Annotated in this window: 13 protein-coding genes and 1 tRNA gene; 7 read left to right on the plus strand and 7 right to left on the minus strand. The window is 64.4% G+C overall.

Annotated features, from left to right (window positions below; all coding sequences use genetic code 11):
* Positions 1–5: 5 nt before the first annotated feature.
* From greB to ACWPWT_RS18640, 3 genes are all read left to right on the plus strand, one after another.
* Positions 6–488: a transcription elongation factor GreB gene (gene greB / locus ACWPWT_RS18630; RefSeq protein ID WP_261267848.1), complete on the plus strand. Its 483-nt coding sequence runs from the start codon at positions 6–8 to the stop codon at positions 486–488.
* Between the two features lie 114 nt (positions 489–602).
* Entirely contained in the window at positions 603–983 is a 381-nt protein-coding gene (locus ACWPWT_RS18635) for a DoxX family protein (RefSeq protein WP_454280918.1), read from the plus strand.
* Between the two features lie 26 nt (positions 984–1,009).
* On the plus strand, positions 1,010–1,789 hold the full coding sequence (locus ACWPWT_RS18640) for an NYN domain-containing protein (protein ID WP_454280919.1): 780 nt from the start codon (positions 1,010–1,012) through the stop codon (positions 1,787–1,789).
* Positions 1,790–1,826: 37 nt separating this feature from the next.
* Here ACWPWT_RS18640 and ACWPWT_RS18645 read toward each other — a convergent pair whose 3' ends face one another.
* Positions 1,827–3,011, minus strand: coding sequence for a sensor histidine kinase (locus ACWPWT_RS18645; protein WP_454280920.1), 1,185 nt, complete (start codon positions 3,009–3,011; stop codon positions 1,827–1,829).
* Positions 3,012–3,180: 169 nt separating this feature from the next.
* The gene (ettA, locus tag ACWPWT_RS18650) at positions 3,181–4,860 is read right to left on the minus strand and encodes an energy-dependent translational throttle protein EttA (protein WP_261267852.1); all 1,680 of its coding nucleotides are present in this window, start codon (positions 4,858–4,860) and stop codon (positions 3,181–3,183) included.
* A gap of 106 nt (positions 4,861–4,966) precedes the next feature.
* Between ettA and ACWPWT_RS18655 the strand changes: the two genes are divergently transcribed.
* The 4 genes from ACWPWT_RS18655 to bfr all read left to right on the plus strand — a co-directional run bounded on the left by ACWPWT_RS18655 (position 4,967) and on the right by bfr (position 8,139).
* Complete coding sequence (locus ACWPWT_RS18655; protein ID WP_454280921.1) at positions 4,967–6,364, plus strand: M20/M25/M40 family metallo-hydrolase; 1,398 nt, start codon at positions 4,967–4,969, stop codon at positions 6,362–6,364.
* Between the two features lie 192 nt (positions 6,365–6,556).
* Positions 6,557–6,823, plus strand: coding sequence for a hypothetical protein (locus ACWPWT_RS18660; RefSeq protein WP_261267854.1), 267 nt, complete (start codon positions 6,557–6,559; stop codon positions 6,821–6,823).
* A 145-nt stretch (positions 6,824–6,968) separates the two neighbouring features.
* A tRNA-Ile gene (locus ACWPWT_RS18665) sits at positions 6,969–7,044 on the plus strand.
* 573 nt (positions 7,045–7,617) lie between these two features.
* Positions 7,618–8,139 carry a bacterioferritin gene (bfr, locus tag ACWPWT_RS18670; protein WP_261267856.1) on the plus strand — a complete coding sequence of 174 codons (522 nt, stop codon included), beginning with the start codon at positions 7,618–7,620 and terminating at the stop codon, positions 8,137–8,139.
* 292 nt (positions 8,140–8,431) lie between these two features.
* Here the strand turns inward: bfr and der are convergent, their stop codons facing one another.
* The 5 genes from der to ACWPWT_RS18695 form a co-directional block, all read right to left on the minus strand.
* Positions 8,432–9,802 (minus strand): ribosome biogenesis GTPase Der, encoded by a 1,371-nt coding sequence (gene der, locus ACWPWT_RS18675; protein ID WP_454280922.1) that lies wholly within the window; start codon positions 9,800–9,802, stop codon positions 8,432–8,434.
* A gap of 84 nt (positions 9,803–9,886) precedes the next feature.
* Positions 9,887–11,209 carry an outer membrane protein assembly factor BamB family protein gene (locus tag ACWPWT_RS18680; RefSeq protein ID WP_454280923.1) on the minus strand — a complete coding sequence of 441 codons (1,323 nt, stop codon included), beginning with the start codon at positions 11,207–11,209 and terminating at the stop codon, positions 9,887–9,889.
* A complete protein-coding gene (locus tag ACWPWT_RS18685; protein ID WP_454280924.1) occupies positions 11,206–11,874 on the minus strand; it encodes a tetratricopeptide repeat protein in 669 nt (222 codons plus the stop codon). Before ACWPWT_RS18685 ends, ACWPWT_RS18680 begins: the two co-directional genes overlap by 4 nt.
* A gap of 116 nt (positions 11,875–11,990) precedes the next feature.
* On the minus strand, positions 11,991–12,857 hold the full coding sequence (gene panB, locus ACWPWT_RS18690; RefSeq protein WP_454280925.1) for a 3-methyl-2-oxobutanoate hydroxymethyltransferase: 867 nt from the start codon (positions 12,855–12,857) through the stop codon (positions 11,991–11,993).
* A 49-nt stretch (positions 12,858–12,906) separates the two neighbouring features.
* The gene (locus ACWPWT_RS18695) at positions 12,907–13,251 is read right to left on the minus strand and encodes an ArsC family reductase (protein WP_454280926.1); all 345 of its coding nucleotides are present in this window, start codon (positions 13,249–13,251) and stop codon (positions 12,907–12,909) included.
* Positions 13,252–13,277: the final 26 nt, after the last annotated feature.

Below are 13,277 nucleotides of genomic sequence, written 5' to 3' on the forward strand. Positions count from 1 at the left end.
GGGCGATGGATCGTCCCAACTATATCACGCCCGCCGGTTACGCCGCGCTGCGACAGGAATATGAGGCATTGTTCGCGGTCGAACGGCCCAAGCTGGTCGATACGATCGCTTGGGCGGCGGGCAATGGCGACCGTTCGGAGAATGGCGACTATATCTATGGTCGCAAGCGCCTGCGCGAGATCGACCGGCGGCTGGGCTGGCTGTCCAAGCGGATGAAGGCCGCCAAGGTCATCGACCCCGCGCGTCAGGAAGACCGCAGCAAGATATGGTTCGGCGCGACCGTGACCATCGCCGATGAGGACGATAATGAGCGCGTCCTGACGCTGGTCGGCGATGACGAGGCGGATGCTGGCAAGGGTCGGGTCGGCTGGAACGCCCCTCTGGTCCGGGCGCTGCGCGGGGCATCGGTCGGCGATTTGCGGCGGGTGACCCTGCCCGCGGGGGAGCGGGAATATGAAGTGATGGCGATCGCCTATCCCGATCCGTAACCGCATTCGCAACGGTTCGTTTCGCATCCGGTTCTTGTTGTGGATCAGGCCGTTGGCAAGATGGGATTTCCGGGGGCGGCGATTGTCGCAGCCCTCTGTCAACGAGTGTCGACCATGCCCATTCCTGCCCGCTTTTCCGCGCCTCTCCTGTCGCTGTTCCGCGCCGTTTTCGGCATGATGTTCCTGGCGCACGGCGTCTCAAAATTCTTCGGCCTTCCGCCCTTTCCGATGCCGCTCAACCCGTTGCTGACGGCGGCGGGCGTGTTGGAACTGGCAGGCGGCGCGTTGCTGCTGATCGGCCTGTTCACCCGGCCGGTGGCCTTTCTGCTTTCCGGTCAGATGGCGGTCGCCTATTTCATGGCTCATGCGCCCCAGGGCTTCCTGCCGCTGGCCAATGGCGGTGAAGCGGCGATCCTCTACTGCTTCGCCTTCCTGTATCTCGCGGCGGCGGGCGGCGGTTCGATCGGCGTCGATGCAATGCGCCGTGGCGGCTGATCGCCGGCTCTGATAGCGAGGGCGGCATGAACGCCCTCACCCGCAACATCGCGCTGCTCATCGACGCCGACAATGCCCAGTCGGCGGCCATCGACCCCGTTCTGACCGTTCTGGCCGAGCTGGGCACGGTCAATGTACGGCGCGCCTATGGCAACTGGTCCAAGCCCGGGCTGAAGGGCTGGCGTGACGTCATGGTCAAGCATGGCATCGAGCCGCAGCAGCAGTTCGACCTGACCAAGGGCAAGAACGCCACCGACATGAAGATGACCATCGATGCGATGGACCTTCTGTTCCGTGGGCGGATCGACGGCTTCGGCATCATGTCGTCCGACAGCGACTTCATGCCGCTGGCGACCCGCATCCGGCAGGACGGCTTTCCCGTCTACGGTTTCGGCAACAGCCGCACGCCCGAGGCGTTCAAACAGGCGTGCAGCCGCTTCATCGACGTCGGCGCGCTGATCGGTGAGGCGGCACGGCCTGCGGCCATAGGCAAACCGACGGCCACCGATGTTCCCCTGGCCGATTCGCTCCCGCCGTCGATCGAGCAGACCAAGCGGACCACCGGCACGCCCCGCCCGATCGACGAGGAACTGCTCAAGCTGCTGGTCGATGCCTATAATAGCGTGAAGCGCGACGAGCGCGGTTTCGCCAGCCTGTCGGCAATGGGGCAGCTGGCGGGCAATCGGTCGAGCTTCGACACGCGCAATTACGGGTTCAAGCGCCTGTCCGACCTGATCGAGGCGGTCCCCAATTTCCAGACCGAACGGCGCGAGGACGGCCGGACCTTCGTCAAGCGGGTGCGGTGACCATGGGCCTTTCCTCCCCTGCAAGGGGAGGAGTTTCCTAATCCCTCGGATCGGGCATGGTCAGCGTCGCACAAGTGCCCGGTGCCGCGTCGTCGAACCGAACCTCACCACGCAACTGACGCGCTAGGCTAGTGATCATCCGCATCCCGAGGCTATGCCGCGATGCCGCCTTCATGTCGAAATCGGCGGGAAGGCCACGCCCCCGGTCGCGCACCGACAGGACGATGTGCCCGTCTCGCGCGTGCAGCGACACGTCGATCGTGCCGCCCGCTTCATCATAGGCATATTTGATCGCGTTCGTTAGCAGCTCGGTCAGCATCAGCCCGATCGGGATGGCGGTATCGGCGTTCATCTCGATCGCCTCGATATCGCAGTGAACCTGATGGTTCTGCGCCTGTTGCGCCAGTTGCTCAGCGATACCGCAGGCGAGATCGTCGAGCGAGACGATCCCCACCCGCTCACCGCGCCAGAGTTGATCGTGCGTCTGGGCGATGGCGGTGATCCGTGCCTGCGCGTCGTTCAGCATTCGCAGGACACGGGGATCGTCATCCTCCTGCTTTTGCAGGTTGAGCATCGCCGACACGAGCGCGAGACTATTTTTGACCCGGTGGCTTGCCTCGCGGGTCAGCAGTTGCTGATGCTCGACCGCCTCGGCCAGCCGCCGCTCGGCCTCCTGCCGTTCGATCGCGACGCCGATCAGATTGGCAAAACCCTGCATGAAGGCCAGATCGGCCTCCTCGAACCGCCCCTCGTCAGGGCTGTCGACTTCCAGCACGCCGTAACGCTGGCCCGACGCTTCGACCAAGACGTTGATGGCGCGGCGGATATGATGATCGGCCATGAATTGCGGCGTGCGGAACCGCTCTTCCTGATCGAGATGGTTGGAGATGACCCCCTGCCCCGTCTGAAGCGCGAAACCGGCTGGCGAGCACATATCGGTTCGCATTTCGGTCGATCCGACCACACCGGGGCCCCAGCCCACGCCGTTGCGCACCAACAGGGTTTCGCGATCGGACCGGTATTCCAGGAATTTGCAGTAGCGCGAGCGCATGCCCTCGGCACATAATTCCGTCGCGCGCTGCAGCATCGGGTCTAGGTCGCGCGCACGCAGCGCCTCGATCCCGAACGCCGCGAGGACCGATTGTTGCCGCAGGCGATAATGCAACTGTCCCGCGCCGGCGATTTCCTGATCCTCGCCCTGCGCCTGTTCCACCACCGCCATTCGCTATCGAACCCCTAATATCCTCGCCCTCGCGTTGAAGAATAGGGAATTGATTAATCGATTTAAACCCGGCCCCGTCGCATTTGCGGAAAGCCAGTCCGGGACGGATATGAAAACGCCCTCCCCGATCGCTCGGAAAAGGCGCTTTCTTCATTCAGGAGGCTGCAGCTCAGCGGGTCAGCTTCTTGTACGCCAGACGGGTCGGACGATCGGCGGCATCGCCCATGCGGCGACGCTTGTCCTCTTCGTAGGATTCGTAATTGCCCTCGAACCATTCGACATGGCTGTCGCCCTCGAATGCCAGGATATGGGTGCAGAGGCGATCGAGGAAGAAGCGATCGTGGCTGATGACCACGGCGCAGCCTGCGAACGTCTCCAGCGCCTCTTCGAGCGCGCGCAGCGTTTCGACGTCGAGGTCGTTGGTCGGTTCGTCGAGCAGCAGGACGTTGCCACCCTCCTTGAGCATCTTGGCCATGTGGACGCGGTTGCGCTCACCGCCCGACAGCTGGCCGACCTTCTTCTGCTGGTCGGGTCCGCGGAAGTTGAACGCGCCGACATAGGCGCGCGTGCCCAGTTCCTGCTTGCCGAAGCGGAAGACCTCCAGTTCGTCGGAGATTTCCTGCCAGACATTCTTGTTGGGGTCGAGGTCGTCGCGGCTCTGGTCGACATAGCCGAGCTTGACGGTCGAGCCGATCTCGATCGTGCCCGCATCGGGCTGTTCCTGCCCGGTGATCAGCTTGAACAGCGTCGACTTGCCCGCGCCGTTCGGCCCGATCACGCCGACGATGCCGCCCGGCGGCAGCATGAAGTCGAGATTCTCGAACAGCAGCTTGTCGCCATAGGACTTGGTCAGCCCCTTGGCCTCGATCACCTTGCCGCCCAGGCGCTCGGGGATCTGGATCAGGATCTGCGCCTTGCCCGCGACGCGGTTCTCCTGCTTCTCCATCAGCTCCTCGAACGCGCGGATACGCGCCTTCGACTTGGTCTGGCGGGCCTTGGGCGTCTGACGCATCCAGGCCAGCTCGTCGGCGATCGCCTTCTGCTTGCCCGCCTCGTCGCGCTCTTCCTGCTCGAGGCGCTTGGCCTTCTTTTCCAGATAGCCGGAATAGTTGGATTCGTAGGTGTAGTAGCGGCCGCGATCCAGCTCGAGCACCCAGTTGACGACATTGTCGAGGAAGTAGCGATCGTGGGTGACGAGGATGACGTTACCCGCATATTCCTTGAGGTAATTTTCCAGCCACGACACGCTTTCGGCGTCGAGGTGGTTGGTCGGTTCGTCGAGCAGCAGCACGTCGGGCTTTTCGAGGAGCAGCTTGCACAGCGCCACGCGACGCTTCTCACCACCAGACAGGCGGGTGACGTCGGCGTCACCCGGCGGGCAGCGCAGCGCTTCCATCGCCTGCTCCAGTTGGCTGTCGAGCGCCCAGCCATCGACCGCATCGATCTTGGCCTGAAGCTCGCCCATCTCTTCCATCAGGGCGTCGAAATCGGTGTCGTCCTTGGGATCGCCCATCTCGGCGGAGATGGCGTTGAAGCGATCGACCAGGTCGGCGACCGGGCGAACGCCGTCCTTGACGTTGCCCATCACGTCTTTCGACGGGTCCAGCTGCGGCTCCTGCGCCAGATAACCGACGCGGACCCCCTCGGCGGCCCAGGCTTCGCCGGTGAAGTCGGTGTCCATGCCCGCCATCACCTTCATCAGCGTGGACTTGCCCGCGCCGTTGGGGCCGATGATCGCGATCTTCGCGCTCGGCAGGAACTGAAGGTGGATGTTGTTGAGGACAGGCTTGTTGGCGCCGGGGAAGGTCTTGGTCAGACCCTTCATCACATAGGTATATTGGACGGCCATGGCGGCGCGGGGCTCCGTGCTTTTTGCGACTGTTGGATATTTCCCGCCCATGTAGTCTGTGGGCGAGCGGTTGGCAAACGGGACCGGCTGGGCAACAGTCGCACCCATGAAGCGATTTGTCCTAGCGGCGCTGGCCGCCACCGCCCTTTCCTCTCCCGTTCTGGCACAACGCACGCCGCCACCCATGCCCGCCGCGGTCGCGCCGGAGGTGGAACGCCTGCGGGATGCCGCACTGACCGACACGGTCGCCTGGGACATTGTCGAGGGGCTGACCACCGAAGTCGGCCAGCGTCTGGCTGGCACCGAAGCGGAAGCACGCGCACGCGACTGGGCGGTCAAGCGGCTGACCGCGCTGGGGTTCAGGAATGTGCGGATCGAGCCCTATCGGATGCCGGTGTGGGAACGCGGCGCGGAAAGCGCCGAGATTCTCGCCCCCTTTCCGCAGAAGCTGACCTTGGCCGCGCTGGGCAATTCGGGGGCCACCCCGCCCGCCGGGCTGACGGCCGAGGTCGCGGTCTTTCCGAGCATGGCCGCCTTCCAGTCGGCGCCGGATAGCGCGATCAAGGGACGGATCGTCTATATTGGCAACGCCATGCCCCGTACCCAGGACGGATCGGGTTATGGCGCCTATGGCACCGCGCGCTTCACCGGCCCGGCCTTGGCGGCACGGCGGGGGGCCGTCGCGATCGTCATCCGTTCGATCGGCACCGACCATCACCGCTTCCCGCACACCGGCACCACCAACTTCCCCGAGGGTGTGAAGCCGATCCCCGCCGCCGCCCTGTCGGTTCCCGACGCCGAACAGCTGGAGCGAATCGCAAGCCGCGGCGGCCCGGTGCGGATGAAACTGATCCTCACCCCGCGCATGGTCGGAATCCGCGAATCGGGCAATGTCATCGCCGAAGTGCCCGGCAGCGATCCCTCGGCGGGCATCGTCCTGGTTGGCGGTCACCTCGACAGCTGGGATCTGGGCACCGGCGCGATCGACGATGCCAGCGGCTTGGCGATCACCACCGCCGCCGCCAAGCGCATCCTGGACGCTGGCACCCCGCGTCGCACGATCCGCGTCGTCTGGTTCGGTGCCGAGGAAGTCGGCGGCATGGGCGGCGCGGCCTATGCCAAGGCACATGCCGGTGAACGTCACGCGACCGCATCGGAGAGCGATTTCGGCGCGGACCGCGTCTGGCGCTTCGAGGTCAATCTGCCCGACACGGCCAAAGCCGTCGCCGACCGGCTCCAGACCGCGCTCGCGCCGCTGGGTATCGCACGCGGTAGCGGCCTGGGCGGCGACGGCACCGACATCGGCCCGACGCTGAAGCTCGGAACCGGCGCGATCGACCTTAACCAGTCGGGCTGGGATTATTTCGACACCCATCACACCCCCGACGATGTCCTCGACCGCGTCGATCCGGCGGCGCTGCGGCAGAATGTGGCGGCGTGGACCGCGATGCTGGCGGTCGTGGCCAATGCGCCGGAGGCGATCGGGCCGGTGACACCGCGATGACCCTTCGGATTAGCGGTAACGTTTTGGTAACCCCAACGCCTTGAAAAAGCCCGCTCCGTGCCATCGGTTCGTCGCGAACCTTGCCGCGATGTGAATTTTGCGGATTGACCGCGATGAACCGCGCGTTATTTGAGCCGCTTCGCGACGGCATTCGGGTCGGCCGCGATGATTGCTATGCTTGGGAGCATTCGAATGAAGAAGATTGCCTTTGTTCTCGCTGCCGCCGGCCTGATGTCCGTGGCCGCCTGCACGAAGTCGCCGGAAGCGGCCGCTGTTGAAAACAACGCGGACATGCTGGCTGACAACATGGAAATGCAGGCCGACAACCTCGAAGCGGTTGCCGACAACACCTCGAACACCGCCGCTGCTGCGACGCTCGAGAACGCTGCTGACAACATGAACGCCGCCGCCGACAACGTCCGTGACGCTGCCGACGCCAAGGCTGACAACATGCAGTAATGTCGCCTCGGACCTTCGGGTCCGAAGCACAGACTGTTTGTCGGAAAAGGGCACCTTCTTCGCGAAGGTGCCCTTTTTCTTTTGTCCGATACGCAATTCCCCCGTTGCGAAGCCGCGCGTCGTCACGCTACGGACATTCTCGGTGGGGCCTGTAGCTCAATGGTTAGAGCTGGCCGCTCATAACGGCTAGGTTGCGGGTTCGAGTCCTGCCGGGCCCACCAATGTCGACATTCACCTTGTCCCAGACTTCCCCTGCGGCGCCAGCAAGCCACGGCATCAGGGCATGTAATCTCACCTCGACGAAAGCCCGCATCACCTGGGGGTAGTTCGGGGGGGGGTATCTGGGGGTAGGGTTAGCCGATACCCCCATGGCGTCGTTCCCTTGCCCCTCACTGGTGCGGGGGCTGCGCGCGGCGATCAGTGCGCAATATCGATGATTTCCGGGACGCCATGACTAGTCGCGAACCAGTGACATCGCCATCCAGAAATAGCGCCGCCGACACAGGGCTTGCCGAGCTATCACGCACGATGGGGAGATACCGGTAGGCTGGAAAGCCCCGATGTTTCCGATCAACGAGCATGAGACCTTCAAGAAATATCTTCGGCGATCCGCCCCCAATTTCTCCGGCCCGCTACTCACCCGATGCTGCGAACGCCTTTCAACTTCATTCGCAGGTCTCACAACTTCAATGCCCTGAAAATGGTTCGCAGTTTTACTTGTGAAAATCTTCTTGCCGTCGTCACAGATATTACACTAATGTGGTTGGCGAGCCGATTTACGAAGGATGAAGGCAATGGCAGTCAAGGGCGACCCCAAGGTCATCGAGTTTCTGAACGAGGCGCTCAAGAACGAGCTGACCGCGATCAATCAGTATTTCCTGCACTATCGACTGCTCGATCACTGGGGCGTCTACAAGCTCGCCCAGTTCGAGTATAAGGAGTCGATCGACGAGATGCGCCACGCCGACTGGCTGGCCGAGCGCATCCTCTATCTGGACGGCCTGCCCAATTTTCAGCTGCTCGGTCGCCTGCGCATCGGCGAGACAGTGGAAGAGGTGCTCAAGGGCGACCTCGCCATCGAGATCGAGGCGGTGGCGCAGCTCAAGGGCGCGATCGCCTATTGCGAGGAGGTCCGCGACTATGTCAGCCGTGACCTGTTCCAGCGCATCCTCGCCAGCGAGGAAGAGCATGTCGACACGCTGGAGCGCCAGTTCGAGATGATCGAGCGTATGGGCATCCAGAATTATGTCCAGCTGAACGCCATGGCGGAAAACGACGCCCCCAAGTCGGGTGCTGCGCCGCACTTGCAGGGGTAATGGCCGCGGGGGCGGGTTTGGAAACCCGCCCCTTTCCGGCTTTCGGGCTCGCTCCCCGTCGAGCCCCCATATCCCCTCACTCCCGTTCAGCCTGCGCGAAGTCGAAGGCTATGGCAAACCCTTCGCTACAAAGCCCCGTCCAAGCTTGGCCGAGGTCATCCCGTGGCCTTCGACTTCGCTCAGGCTGAACGGAGGTAAGGCTGGAACGGAACGGAGGTGGTCCGGAACGGCACGGAAGTGCGTACTAGCCCAAGGGTGGCATGGGCAGCAGGCGGGGCTTGCGCCCCTACCCTCAGTCCTTGTTTGCGAACGGGTTCTTCGGTGCCCGCAGCGTCAGCCGCACCGGCACCGCGCCGAAGCCCAATTCTCGCCGCATCGAGTTGACCAGATAGCGCTCATAGCTGGCGGGTAATTGGTCGACCCGCGTTCCGAAGATCACGAAACTCGGCGGCCGCGACTTGATCTGGGTGACGTAGCGCAACTTGATCCGCTTGCCGCCGGGCGCGGGCGGCGGATTGGCATCGACGGCCCTTTCGAACCAGCGGTTGAGTTCGCCGGTCGGCACCCGCTTCGACCAGGCGGCGCGCGTTTCGAACGCCGCCTCGATCAGCGTATCGAGCCCCTTGCCGGTCGCGGCCGACACCGCCAGCAGCGGCACGCCCTTCACCTGGCTGAGCCCATCCTCCAGCGCCTTTTTCACGCCGTTGAACAGCGACGACGGATTTTCCGCGACATCCCATTTGTTCAGCGCGATCAGCAGCGCGCGCCCTTCCTCCAGAACGCGGTCGGCGATACGCAGATCCTGCGATTCCAGTCCCAGCGTCGCGTCGAGCAGCAACACCACGACTTCGGCGAAATCGACCGCGCGCAGGGCATCGGCGACGGACAGCTTTTCCAGCTTGTCCTGCACCTTGGCCTTTTTGCGCATCCCCGCCGTGTCGATCAGGCGGACCTGGCGGATTTCGCCGTCCCGGTCGCGCCATTCCCAGTCGATCGCGATCGAATCGCGGGTGATCCCTGCCTCGGGTCCCGTGATCAGGCGGTCCTGCCCCAGGAAACGGTTGATCAGCGTGGACTTGCCCGCATTGGGGCGGCCGACGATCGCCAGCTTGAGCGGGGCGAAGGGGTTTTCGAGATCGACCTCCTCCTCTTCCTCGATTTCGACATCGATGAAGGGAAGCAGCGCCTCGAACAGATCGCCCACACCCTCGCCATGTTCCGCCGAGAGCTGGACCGGGTCACCAAAGCCGAGGGCCAGCGCTTCCAGAATACCCTGCTCCGCCGCACGCCCCTCGGCCTTGTTCGCGGCGAGGACGATCGGCGTGTCCGAACTGCGTAGCCAGCGGGCGATTTCCTCGTCCAGCGGCACGACCCCGGCACGCGCATCGACCAGGAACAGCGCGACATCGGCCTCGGCGACCGCCGCCTCGGTCTGGCGACGCATCCGGCCGGGGAGCGTATCGGGGTCTTCGTCCTCGTAACCCGCCGTGTCGATGACACGGAAGTCCAGGCCCAGCAGATGCGCGTCGCCTTCGCGTCGGTCCCGCGTCACACCGGGCCGGTCATCGACCAGCGCCAGCTTTTTTCCGACCAGACGATTGAACAGCGTCGACTTGCCGACATTAGGACGGCCGACGATCGCGACGATAGGGAGTTTTGCCATCGCGTTCCGTTAGCGAAAGGCGCGCCTTTCGTCACGGTACAAAACATACCGTCCCCCCGGCCGGGCCGAGGGGACGGTCGTTCTTTACTTATAGGCGGCGATCCGCCCCTTTTGATCGAGGACATAGAGCGTCCCGTTCGCCACGACCGGCGGCAGCGCGAAGGGGGTCTTGGCCTCGACCGTCGCCTGCACCGATCCGTCGCCCGGATTGGCGTAGACGATCTGCCCTTCCGAATTGGTCAGGATCAGGCGGTTGCCTGCCAGCACCGGGCCGAACCAGGTGATCGCACCCGACTTCTTCTTCTCGTTATGGAAACGCTGGAGCTGCGCGATCCAGCGCGCCTTGCCGCTCGACCGGGCGAGCGCGACCAGCCGCGCGTCGTCGGTCACCAGAAAAATCCACTCGCCCGCGATCCAGGGAGTCGAGATACCGGCAAAATTCTGTTCCCACAGACGCTGACCGGTGGACAGTTCCAGCGCGACCATGCGGCCACCCTGGCCCAGCGCATAGACGCGGCCCTGATCGATGACGGGCGCCGCGTCGATGTCGGACAGCGTCGAGACCGAGGTCGAGATGCTGGTCCGCGACAACGCATCCTGCCACAGCATACGCCCGTTTTCGTAGCGATAGGCGTTGAGTTCGCCGCTGGAGAAACCGGCGACGACCGTGCCCTGGCTGGCGGCGGGGGCCGCGACGCCGAACACGCCCTGCGTCTCCAGCGTGCCCTGGCCGGCCCATACGATCTTACCATCGGCCTGGTTGATCGCGTAAAGCTGATTATCCTGGGTCAGGACATAGACATTGCCGTTGGCGATGGTCGGCGATCCGCGCAGCGGGCCGCTGGGCTTGGCGCGCCACAGCACCTTGCCGTCGGCGGCATTGGCCGCGATCACATCGCCCAGACCATCGGTCGCATAGACCGTGCCGCTGTCATAGCTGGCCCCGCCACCGAAGCGGGCAAGACGGTTTTCGTCGCCCTCGGTGATCGCGGTTGACCACAAGCGAGCCCCGGTATCGGCGTTCAGCGCCTGGAGATTGCCCTCGACATCGACGACGAACAGCTTGTTCTCCGCCACCACCGGCGCGGCGCCCAGCGGATCGCGCGCCGACCCGCCGTTGATCGTCGTTTCCCAGACCCGCTGCGGCTGCTCGGCAAGGGCGAGTTGCCCCATCGACTTCGACGCGTTGCCGCCCGGCTGCGACCATTCGGCATTGGTTTCGGGTGCGGGCAGCAGGACCTGCACATCGGCGATCGTCTTGTCGGCCTCGACGCCGGTTTCGGACACCAGGATGGGGACCCGGTTACCGACGGTCGGAGTCTTTTTCGGCGCGCTCTTGAATACGCCACAGGCGCCCAGCGCCATCAGCGCGGCCAGCGCGGCCGAGGTGCGGAAATGCTTCGTCATTGGGTTTTAGTGTCCTCGCTCTGGCCGACGGCATCGACCCCCAATACGCCGGCCATCTGAACCGCACGTTGCCGCAACGTATCGGGCACATCCTTCTCGCTGGCAATCTGGCCGAACAGGCGACCGGCTTCGGCGCGCTTGTTCTGGCGCAGATAGGCGATGGCGACCATTTCTCCGGCGCTACCGAAATAGGCGTTGCCGGGCACCGCCATGCCACCCAGCCGCGCGACGACGGCCTCGGGCTTCAGCGTATCATATTCGGCCATGGTCTGGCGGATCAGCGCCAGGTCACGGAAAGGCTGGGCCAGCGACGCATCGTTGGCGATCGTCGCGAAGCGCGCCGCGGCACCCTTCATATCGTCCTTCTGCAGAAGGATGTCGGCCTGGGTGAACTGCGCCAGCGCGCGATAGGCATCGACGTCGGACGTCGCCAGCGTCTTCAGCTTGGCATCCGCCGCCTTGGTGTCGTTCTGCGACAGCGCGTCATAGGCGGCCTGCAACTGCTCGCCATCCGTACCCGCCGCCTGATGCTGACGATGCTGCCAGTAGAGATAGCCGCCGAACGCCGCGAGCCCGATCAGGATCACCGCACCGACGACGAGGCCCCAGCGGGTCCAGAATTTGGTCAGCCGGTCGCGACGCAGTTCGTCGTCAACCTCGCTCAAAAAGGCCTGGCTGGATTGGGGCGTTAGGGCCAAGACGGGCTCCGCTATTCTGGATCAAGGCAACAAGGAAGCCGCGACCTTTAGCGAGGAGCGGGCCCGGTGGGAAGAAGCTTGCGTCACGCCCCTTCGCGGGGCGCGTAAATCTGTTCCGGCCCCGGAAAGCGACGAGCCCGGACATCTTCGGCATAGGCGCGCGCTGCCTCGCCGATCCGGTCGCCCATCGTCTCGTACCGGCGAACGAAGCGCGCGGTCCGGTCGAACAGGCCCAGCATGTCTTCGCCCACCAGAACCTGTCCGTCGCACTGCGCCGATGCGCCGATACCGATCGTCGGGCAGCTGACCCGGTTGGTGATCTCGATCGCGATCGGCTCGACGACCCCTTCGATCACCACCGAAAAGGCTCCGGCCTCGGCAATGGCGAGGGCGTCGGCGATGATCTTCTCCGCCTCTTCGGGAGTACGGCCGCGCGCGCCATAGCCGCCCAGCACGTTCACCGCCTGCGGCGTCAGGCCGACATGGCCCATGACGGGAATGCCGCGTTCGACCAGGAAGCGGACGGTCGGCGCCATCGCGACCCCGCCCTCCAGCTTGACCGCCGCCGCGCCGGTTTCCTTGAGCAGCCACGCGGCATTCTCGAACGCCTTTTCGGGGCTCGCCTCATAGCTGCCAAAGGGCAGGTCGATGACCACCACCGCGTGATAGCTGCCCCTGACGACCGCCGCGCCGTGGGCCGCCATCATCGCGAGCGTGACCGGCACCGTCGAGGGCAGACCATAGATCACCTGCCCCAGACTGTCTCCAACCAGCAGCATGTCGCAATGCGGATCGAGCAACTGTGCCGAGCGCACCGTATAGGCCGTCAGCATGACGAGCGGCGTCTCGCCCTTGCGACGACGAATGGCCGGAACGGTCAGCCGCTTCATCGGGGCGGGCGTGGGATTGGCGCGACTCGTCGCGGTGTCGAGCGTGTAGGTCGTGGACATGCGCCGCCCTTACTCCCGCTATCGAGCCCGCTCCACCCCCTTGGCGAGGTTAGAAGATTTCGGCGTAGCGCTCCGGCTTGAACCCGACGGTCAACGCACCCTCCCGGTCGAGCACCGGCCGCTTGATGAGCGAAGGCTGGGCCTGCATCAGCGTGATGGCCTTGTCCGCATCGATGTCCTGACGATCGGCTTCGTCCAGTTTGCGGAACGTGGTGCCGGCGCGGTTGAGCAACAGCTCCCAGCCGACCTGCTCCACCCAGCGGCGCAGCGTGGCCTCGTCGATGCCGTCCGCCTTATAATTGTGGAAGCGATAGGCGACGCCGTGCTGATCCAGCCAGACGCGCGCCTTCTTCATCGTGTCGCAGTTCGGAATGCCATAGAGTTCGACCGTCATCAGTGCCTCTGGACGCTAGGAATGCG

Source organism: Sphingomonas sp. Marseille-Q8236 (assembly GCF_965112005.1).

What these genes read in the sequence shown, in the direction of transcription:
- greB (WP_261267848.1), top strand. Translation starts at nt 6, where the DNA reads ATGGATCGTCCCAACTATATCACGCCCGCCGGTTACGCCGCGCTGCGA.
- ACWPWT_RS18635 (WP_454280918.1), top strand. Translation starts at nt 603, where the DNA reads ATGCCCATTCCTGCCCGCTTTTCCGCGCCTCTCCTGTCGCTGTTCCGC.
- ACWPWT_RS18640 (WP_454280919.1), top strand. Translation starts at nt 1,010, where the DNA reads ATGAACGCCCTCACCCGCAACATCGCGCTGCTCATCGACGCCGACAAT.
- ACWPWT_RS18645 (WP_454280920.1), bottom strand. Translation starts at nt 3,011, where the DNA reads ATGGCGGTGGTGGAACAGGCGCAGGGCGAGGATCAGGAAATCGCCGGC.
- ettA (WP_261267852.1), bottom strand. Translation starts at nt 4,860, where the DNA reads ATGGCCGTCCAATATACCTATGTGATGAAGGGTCTGACCAAGACCTTC.
- ACWPWT_RS18655 (WP_454280921.1), top strand. Translation starts at nt 4,967, where the DNA reads ATGAAGCGATTTGTCCTAGCGGCGCTGGCCGCCACCGCCCTTTCCTCT.
- ACWPWT_RS18660 (WP_261267854.1), top strand. Translation starts at nt 6,557, where the DNA reads ATGAAGAAGATTGCCTTTGTTCTCGCTGCCGCCGGCCTGATGTCCGTG.
- bfr (WP_261267856.1), top strand. Translation starts at nt 7,618, where the DNA reads ATGGCAGTCAAGGGCGACCCCAAGGTCATCGAGTTTCTGAACGAGGCG.
- der (WP_454280922.1), bottom strand. Translation starts at nt 9,802, where the DNA reads ATGGCAAAACTCCCTATCGTCGCGATCGTCGGCCGTCCTAATGTCGGC.
- ACWPWT_RS18680 (WP_454280923.1), bottom strand. Translation starts at nt 11,209, where the DNA reads ATGACGAAGCATTTCCGCACCTCGGCCGCGCTGGCCGCGCTGATGGCG.
- panB (WP_454280925.1), bottom strand. Translation starts at nt 12,857, where the DNA reads ATGTCCACGACCTACACGCTCGACACCGCGACGAGTCGCGCCAATCCC.
- ACWPWT_RS18695 (WP_454280926.1), bottom strand. Translation starts at nt 13,251, where the DNA reads ATGACGGTCGAACTCTATGGCATTCCGAACTGCGACACGATGAAGAAG.